This window comes from Oscillochloris sp. ZM17-4, assembly GCF_019599295.1.
GTDB lineage: Bacteria > Chloroflexota > Chloroflexia > Chloroflexales > Chloroflexaceae > Oscillochloris.
In genome coordinates this window covers 1-7,194 of the sequence record NZ_JAIEWN010000094.1, presented here as the reverse complement: position 1 = coordinate 7,194, position 7,194 = coordinate 1, and the positions used below count along the sequence as shown (strand labels likewise).

At 68.1% G+C, this 7,194-nt stretch carries 6 protein-coding genes and 2 CRISPR repeat arrays; of the genes, 5 read left to right on the top strand and 1 reads right to left on the bottom strand.

Annotation, left to right across the window (positions count from 1 at the left end):
- Positions 1–44: 44 nt before the first annotated feature.
- The 4 genes from K2Z83_RS27315 to K2Z83_RS27300 all read left to right on the top strand — a co-directional run bounded on the left by K2Z83_RS27315 (position 45) and on the right by K2Z83_RS27300 (position 3,269).
- Complete coding sequence (locus tag K2Z83_RS27315) at positions 45–1,046, top strand: hypothetical protein (RefSeq protein WP_220598334.1); 1,002 nt, start codon at positions 45–47, stop codon at positions 1,044–1,046.
- Positions 1,047–1,054: 8 nt separating this feature from the next.
- Complete coding sequence (locus K2Z83_RS27310; RefSeq protein WP_220598333.1) at positions 1,055–1,324, top strand: hypothetical protein; 270 nt, start codon at positions 1,055–1,057, stop codon at positions 1,322–1,324.
- A 157-nt stretch (positions 1,325–1,481) separates the two neighbouring features.
- Positions 1,482–1,952: a hypothetical protein gene (locus K2Z83_RS27305; protein ID WP_220598332.1), complete on the top strand. Its 471-nt coding sequence runs from the start codon at positions 1,482–1,484 to the stop codon at positions 1,950–1,952.
- A 129-nt stretch (positions 1,953–2,081) separates the two neighbouring features.
- The gene (locus K2Z83_RS27300; RefSeq protein ID WP_220598331.1) at positions 2,082–3,269 is read left to right on the top strand and encodes a hypothetical protein; all 1,188 of its coding nucleotides are present in this window, start codon (positions 2,082–2,084) and stop codon (positions 3,267–3,269) included.
- Here the strand turns inward: K2Z83_RS27300 and K2Z83_RS27295 are convergent.
- The gene (locus K2Z83_RS27295) at positions 3,214–3,768 is read right to left on the bottom strand and encodes a DUF6155 family protein (RefSeq protein ID WP_220598330.1); all 555 of its coding nucleotides are present in this window, start codon (positions 3,766–3,768) and stop codon (positions 3,214–3,216) included. The two genes, K2Z83_RS27300 and K2Z83_RS27295, sit on opposite strands and share 56 nt — an antisense overlap.
- Positions 3,769–4,200: 432 nt before the next feature.
- Positions 4,201–4,613: direct repeats of the CRISPR family, unit length 37 nt; unit sequence GTTTCAAAACCCTTCAAAGCGGGTCGGTGATGCGGAG.
- Positions 4,614–4,693: 80 nt separating this feature from the next.
- Here K2Z83_RS27295 and K2Z83_RS27290 point away from each other — a divergent pair.
- Positions 4,694–6,526 carry a transposase gene (locus K2Z83_RS27290; protein ID WP_220598329.1) on the top strand — a complete coding sequence of 611 codons (1,833 nt, stop codon included), beginning with the start codon at positions 4,694–4,696 and terminating at the stop codon, positions 6,524–6,526.
- Positions 6,527–6,589: 63 nt separating this feature from the next.
- A CRISPR array of direct repeats spans positions 6,590–7,153; the repeat unit is 37 nt; unit sequence GTTTCAAAACCCTTCAAAGCGGGTCGGTGATGCGGAG.
- Positions 7,154–7,194: the final 41 nt, after the last annotated feature.

Sequence of the window (7,194 nt, the reverse complement as noted above, 5' to 3'; positions counted from 1 at the left end):
GGTCGCTCGGGTTTCTTTTGGTCATTGTAGCATAGGAGCATCGTATGTATCCGGTTGGACTGATCGTCGGCCACGGCTATGTGAAGGCGGTCGCCGGGGGGCGCAGCGCGATCTTCCCGGCGGTGGCGGCGCCCGCCGGGGCGGCCGACTACGAGAGCGCGGTAGCCACTGGCGCGCGGGCGGTGCGGCTCAACGGCAGCGCCTGGCTGGTCGGCCAGGAGGCGCTGGCCTTCGCCCCGCAGCGCCTGGTCTCCATCCTCGATCGCAGCCGCTACCAGAGCCCCTCGTTCGTGGCCCTGGCCCGCCACGCGCTGGCCCAGGTCGCGCCGCCCGGCGGGCCGATGGCGGTGATGACCGGGATGCCGGCGGCATGGTTCGCCGACGGCGCGGCCCGCGCGGCCCTGGAGGGCGCGGTGCGCGCCGCCGGCAGCGACTGGGATGTGTTCAACGTCAGCGTGGCCCCCGAGGCGGCCGGGGTCTTCTATGCCGCCGTGTTTGCCGGGGGCGCGCTCGACCTCACCAGCACCCGTGGCGCGGTCGGCGTGATCGACGCCGGCTATCGCGATGTGAATGTGGCCCTGTTCCACGATGGGCGCTATGTCAGCGGCGAGAGCGTGCCGGGTGGGATGGCTGACGCGCTGCGTGAGGTGCGCCGGCTGATCAGCCGCCAGTACGGCCTGGAGCTGGCCCTGCACGAGGTGGATGCGGCGGTGCGCGCCGGCGGGCTTGATCTGGCCGGGGTGAGCCGCCCGCTGCCCGAGGGCACCGAGGCGGCGCTGCTGCGCTCGCTCGACACGGTCGTCGCCACCGGGCGCTCGCTCTGGCCGAACGGCGGGCGCGGCCTGCGGGCGCTGGTCCTGGGCGGCGGCGGGGCGGTGGCCCTCGGCCCGGCGCTTCACGCAGCCTTCCCGCAGCTCAGTGTGCCCGGCGCCGACCTGCGCGGCCTTGCGCCGGAGCAGCTGCGGGCCATGATCGCGGCCGCCCAGCCCCAGCTGGCCGGGGCCCGCGGCTTCGCGGCGGTGGCCGCCGCCCGCCAGCAGCGATGAGCCGGCGGATGATCAGCCTGGCCCTGCCGGCCGGCGACCCGCGCAGCGCGGCGATCTTGGACTGGATCGCCGGCCTGCCCGCAGGCGCCGATGTCAGCCGGGCGCTGCGTGAGGCGATCGTGGCCGGGGTCGACATCCAGGCCAGCTTAGCGCGGATCGAGCGCCGGCTGGACACCCTGGCCGCCGGCGGGCCGCCAGTGGCTCCGCCGCCGCTCGACGCCGAGGCCGCCGCCACGCTTGATGCGTTGCTCGACTTCGACCACTTGCTCGGTGTATGACAGGCCGGAAGGCTTCGGTATGCGGTTCTCGGCTCCTATGGACGTGCGCTGTCATACATCGGGATGGCTGCGGGCCGGCGGTGTATGACCGTTCGGCCCGCAGATTGCGGAATACGGCGTCAGAACGGTCGCTATCACTGTATGACAGGGATTATATATGCGCGTTACCCATGAGGTTTACCAGCCCCTGATTGATCGCAAGGCAGTCGCTCGCACGCGCCCGGCGTTCATTGCATTGCTCGGGGTGTTCGGCGGCGCGATGAGCCTGGCGACCACGGTGATCACCTGCGTACAGGCTGAGAACGTCCTGCGCGGCACGTGGACATATGCCGGTGTCGGTATCGGTTTTGCACTCGCCGCCCTGCTCTTTGGCGGTCAGTGGTACTTTAGCGAGGGACCCTGGTGGGCCTATGGCATCTTCCTCACCCCGGATGTCGGCATCACCTTTGCGCAGACCTTTCCCGCAGTGCGGATACTTGCCCGCGCTGCCGCTGGCGTGTTCACCGGAGACAGCACCATTCTCACGGGGATCGATTGGATAGTGGGGCTATTTGTCTTTGTCGGCGCGATCATCTCGTCGTACCTCCCGGAGCGGGTGCTGCTCGGGCAGCGCCGGCGCCGAGAGTAAACCCGGGCCTCACGATGCTGCAAGCTATCTGCCACAACCCGACCGCCCGACACAAAAGATGTCGGGCGGTCGGGCGGTTACGGAGATCATAACAAGCGCCCGAGCCTTCGTTTGCTTAAGGAGGGACACATGGCGGAATCGCCGCCCGTGCTGCTGATCTTCGCCCTGAGTGTGGGGCTGGTTGGTGGATTTGTGTTGCTGATGGCCGCCCTCAGCCGGCGCTGGTACGGCACCGGCATGCTCGCCCGCGGGCGGCCAGCCGCCTCTAGCGCGCCTCCGGCGAAGCCGGTCTCAGCCGCGCTCGCGCTACCGGCTGGCGAACGCCCGCTGCCGCCGGCGGCCTGGCTCCCGCTGCTTCAGGATCGGCCCAACCAGGTGCCGCACCTTGCTATCCTCGGGCCGAGCGGCAGTGGCAAGAGCACCCTGATGGAGGCCCTCGCCCGCCAGCGCGTCGGCCAGGTGCTGATCATCCAGCCGAACCGCCGGGCCGGCGAGTGGCTCGGCGCCCCGGTGATCGAGTGCGACGACGACGGCGGCTACCGGACGATCGCGCAGGCGCTGGAGCGGCTGCGGGCCGAGTTCACCCGGCGCGGCGGGGCGATGAAGCGCGGCGACCCTGGCCCCTGGCTGACCGTGGTCTGGGACGAGGTGCCGCTTTGCATTGGCAAGCTGGGCAAGCCCGCCCGCGAGCTGATGGTCGACCTGCTCTCGGCGGGACGGCCACGCCATCTGCGGCTGATCGCCGGCTCGACCTCCGACCGCGTTGGGGCGCTGGGTATCGAGGGCTACGGCGATCTGCTAGAGAGCTGCGCGATCATGAGGCTGGGTAGCTTCGCGGTCACCGCCGCCCCGGCCGCTGGCAACAGCGCCCAGCCGACGACCATCGAGGTCGGCGGGAAGACCTCCATTGTCGAGCGCGGCCCAACCCTGGCGATGGCCCGGCAGAGCATTGACCCGGCGCGGATCTGGGTCTGGGATGCGCCCGATGGGACAACGCCCACAACGGTCTTTGTTGGCGTTGCAACAGGGCAAAGCGCCCCCATTGATGATTGCGCAACAGGCATTGCGGAGTCTGATTCACCCCTCCCAGAGGTTGCGCAACGAGACTGGCGCACTGTCGCCGACCTGGTGCGGGCCGGCGCGGTCGGCGAGACGGCAGCCCTGCGGGCGCTAGGATTCCCTCCCTCCAGCACCAGCCCGCGCTATCGCCAGGCCCGCGCCGCACTCAAGGCGGCGATCGAGGAAGCCATGGTGTGCGATCCTACGTCGCTTCATCCTCCTCAGGCGCCTCAAATGCGTCGAACGACAACTCCATGACTCGGTCGCTGAAGTTCCAGTAGGACTCATGGCTCTGGCGGAGGATCGCGTTGCAGCGATCCGCGAATTGCGCCTGGAGGTTGTGCTCCATGATGTATGTGATCGCTTCAGCAAACAGCGTATCGGTGCTGGCATAGAGCGAGTCACTGAAGGAGCTCAGGGTACACATGTAGGCCACACTCAGGTCAACAGAGTGAATCATCAACTCGGCGATACCCTCAGGCGCGGCGGCGATCTTCTGGTAGTCGGTCAGCGCGCGGCGGGCGACGGCGATCTGCGCCGGGCGCGGTCGGGAGCCGGGTGGAAAAAACGCATTCGTGACGATCCCCTTGTAGCGTTCGAGCAGCTCCTGGCTGTAGCTCCCGTGCAAGCGCAGCGTGTAGAACTCCCTGACCGCATCGTAGTGGGTGTAGAGGCTGATGATCTCCTCGACCAGCTCATCGACCGGTCTGGCGGCGAGGTAGCTACGCAGCTCGCGGACGGTCGGCTTCTTCGACATCACGTCTATTCTCCTGGCACAGGGCGGCGGCGGCGCGGCTATCGCGCCGAGCACGGAGGCGCGGGGCCGCGCCAGGGGCGTGGGTGTCACCAGCGTGCGGCCCATAGGCACCGACGAGTGCCCCGCGATACGCATGGTAGCACCACATCTGGGAGCCTCTGAGGGCAGGGTGTCGCTACGGGATCTCCGGGGCACCGCAGCCCGGGCCGATTCGCCTACGGCGCATGGGGCATGAATCCCTGCGCCCCGTATCGGTCGCAGTGCCGCTCGGCCCGGTGGCGGAACGTGTGACCTTCCCCGTGCCTGGGCCTACGCCGCCCGCCGCCCCGATCTGCCCCGCGATGATCACCCCCCGCTCGCCGATCCCGCCCCCGCCGGCCCGATCCCGCGCCTTATGTTTAGCGCGCCCCGGACTCGCTCACCTTATGTTTAGCGCACCCCTCCTTCAAAGCGGGTCGGTGATGCGGAGGCATCCTCGCTCCCCCCGGCCAGGAAACGGGGACGTTTGTTTCAAAACCCTTCAAAGCGGGTCGGTGATGCGGAGGCTCGCTCCCCTGCTGCTGGCCGCCCTGTCCGGTTGCAGTTTCAAAACCCTTCAAAGCGGGTCGGTGATGCGGAGTGGTCCTGATCGTTGTCGTCGGGACTCTGTGGTGGTTCGTTTCAAAACCCTTCAAAGCGGGTCGGTGATGCGGAGTCGGTGGAACAACAAGATCGACACGCCGCTGAATATTGCGTTTCAAAACCCTTCAAAGCGGGTCGGTGATGCGGAGCGAGTGTCACGCGCGCTGAGACCCACAGCTATCAGGTCGTTTCAAAACCCTTCAAAGGAGGCTGTCGGCTAATTATTTCGCACAGATGATCGAACCGTGTTCTGTGGCATGATACGGGTACAACAACCTTATCAGATCACAAAACACGGCTCAATATGGCAATTGTACCACCACTTCCCTACGCCGACACGCCCGATCTGCCGGATCTTCCGCCGCTGGCCCTGTGGGTGCTCGGGGAGCATCTGGAGCCGATCCTGGCCTGGGTCGCCGGGCGGGTCATGCGGCCCATGTTCCAGCGCTGCGCCGACCACCCGCTGGTCGCGCTTCACGCCTGGTATGACCCGGCCGACGCCGTGGCGGCCTGCGCGGGATTCCACCACCCGGAGGGCACGCCGGGCAAGCCACCCGACTACACGATCGCGCAGCTGGTCCGCATGGAGATCGTCCGCTCCTGGGCCGGCTCCTGCTCCGAGCGCGCGCTGGAGCAGCTGCTCAGCACCGACTTCCTCGTGCGCTGGTTTGTCGGCCTGCCGCTCATGCAGCGTGGCCCCGACCATAGCACCCTGGCGGACTTCCATGCCTATGTGAGCGACCACGCCCCCGACGCGCTCTTCCGCGACAGCCTGACCTTCCTCGATCAGGTCGACCCCGAGCCGCCCGACCAGACCCCCCAGATCGTCGATACCTTCGCCATGGAAAGCCCGGTCACGCCCACCCGCAGCACCGCCTATCTGCTGGCCCAGCTCAGCCTGCGCCTGATCGCCGCCTGGGAGCAACTGGCTCCTGCCGCGCTCCAATGGGTGATTCCGCCCCTGGATTACGGCCCGCTCACGCGCTTCGTCGCCCTGTCCGACCCCGTCGACCACCAGGCCCGCCGCCACGCCTGCGCCAGCGTGGCCACCTGGCTGCTGGAGGGCATCACCCCACACCTACCCACCCTCGCCGACGGGGCGCGGGCGGTGATCCCGGAGCTGCGCGACACGCTTGCCACCGCGCTGACCGACAACCTCATGCGCGACGCGTCCGACCAGTGGGTGGAACGGCCCCCCAAGCAGCGCGGGCAGCACCGCATCGCCAGCGCCGTCGACCGCGAGGCGACCTTCCGCAAGCACACCGGCCAGCCCGCCGTGCTGGGCACGAATGCGGTCATCAGCACGACGGCCACGCGTATCCGGGCCTGCGTGGCCCTGACCGGCAGCGTCCCCGATGGCGAGGCGCCCACGGCGGTGCTCCAGCAGCAGCGCGATGCCGACCAGCCCCTCCCGCCGTACCTGGTGATCGACCGCGCTGGCGGCTGGGGCAAGAGCCGCGCCCGTGCCCACGCCGTCAGCGACGGCCAGACGACGCTGGTCGCCCGCATCCCAACGGCGGGCGGCAGCGACCCGACCCGCTTCACGCTGGCCGACTTTCGGATCGACCCGGACGTGACCACGTGTCGCTGCCCCAACGGGGTGGTCAGCATCCAAAACTATCCGCGTGGCGATGGCTCGGGGGTGGATTTCCGCTACCGGGCCAGCGACTGTCAGGGGTGCGCGTTCTGGTCGCAGTGTCGCGACCCCGACGCCAATCCCACTGGCCACCGCAGTGTCTTCATCAGCACCTACCACCCGTTTCTGCGCGATGCGGCCGCCTTCAACGCCACGCCCGAAGGCCGGGCGCTGCTCTGGGGGCGCTGGCGGGTCGAGCCGGTGGTGGCCTGGCTGGTCCAGTGGCAGGGCTGCCGGCGGGCGCGGCGGATCGGCACGGCGGCGGCGCAGTGTCAGCTCTATCAGGCCTGCGCCGTGCGCAACCTGCTCAGCTGGCTGAGCCGCGTCCGGCGCGGCCTGGCCCCCCGGCCGCCGACAATGATCACCCGCATCGTGCCAGATCTGCGGCTGGCCCCCACGTGTGGGCCGGTCGCGGCGTGCGCGGCACCAGGCCGAATCGCCCGATTCGCCACGCGTCGCCCCGCGCGCTCCCGGATCGCCGCTCATGCTGCGCCGCGTTAGGCCGTGGCACCGTTTTTCGCCACGCTGGCGTCACGCCGATAGGGACGATCCGCCAGTAATTAGCCGACAGTCTCCTTCAAAGCGGGTCGGTGATGCGGAGCTGGCTGAAGCGCAAGGCCTCTGGCCTGCGCTATGAGGGTTTCAAAACCCTTCAAAGCGGGTCGGTGATGCGGAGATACTGTCCACAGCCACTCGAAACCGCAAGGTGGAGAGGGTTTCAAAACCCTTCAAAGCGGGTCGGTGATGCGGAGATCACGCTCACCCCCCCGCATCGGGTGGAGGGGAAGCGTGTTTCAAAACCCTTCAAAGCGGGTCGGTGATGCGGAGCTGAAGCTAAAGATACTCCGCCTCCAGCAACCCCTCCGGTTTCAAAACCCTTCAAAGCGGGTCGGTGATGCGGAGTCAAGGGCTTGCCCGAGGACCTGGTGAGGGGTGTTGCTCCGTTTCAAAACCCTTCAAAGCGGGTCGGTGATGCGGAGCGACGGTTGGACCCCCTCCTGGGGTAACTGGGCCACAAGTTTCAAAACCCTTCAAAGCGGGTCGGTGATGCGGAGCGACGGGAGCCAAATCCTGTTCACCAGCGACCGCAAGTTTCAAAACCCTTCAAAGCGGGTCGGTGATGCGGAGAGGGTGGTCAAGGTGACCTCCCCGCTACCGTCGATGTTGAG

Coding starts and splice junctions, on each gene's coding strand:
- K2Z83_RS27305 (WP_220598332.1), top strand. CDS start 1,482: ATGCGCGTTACCCATGAGGTTTACCAGCCCCTGATTGATCGCAAGGCA.
- K2Z83_RS27310 (WP_220598333.1), top strand. CDS start 1,055: ATGATCAGCCTGGCCCTGCCGGCCGGCGACCCGCGCAGCGCGGCGATC.
- K2Z83_RS27290 (WP_220598329.1), top strand. CDS start 4,694: ATGGCAATTGTACCACCACTTCCCTACGCCGACACGCCCGATCTGCCG.
- K2Z83_RS27300 (WP_220598331.1), top strand. CDS start 2,082: ATGGCGGAATCGCCGCCCGTGCTGCTGATCTTCGCCCTGAGTGTGGGG.
- K2Z83_RS27295 (WP_220598330.1), bottom strand. CDS start 3,768: ATGTCGAAGAAGCCGACCGTCCGCGAGCTGCGTAGCTACCTCGCCGCC.
- K2Z83_RS27315 (WP_220598334.1), top strand. CDS start 45: ATGTATCCGGTTGGACTGATCGTCGGCCACGGCTATGTGAAGGCGGTC.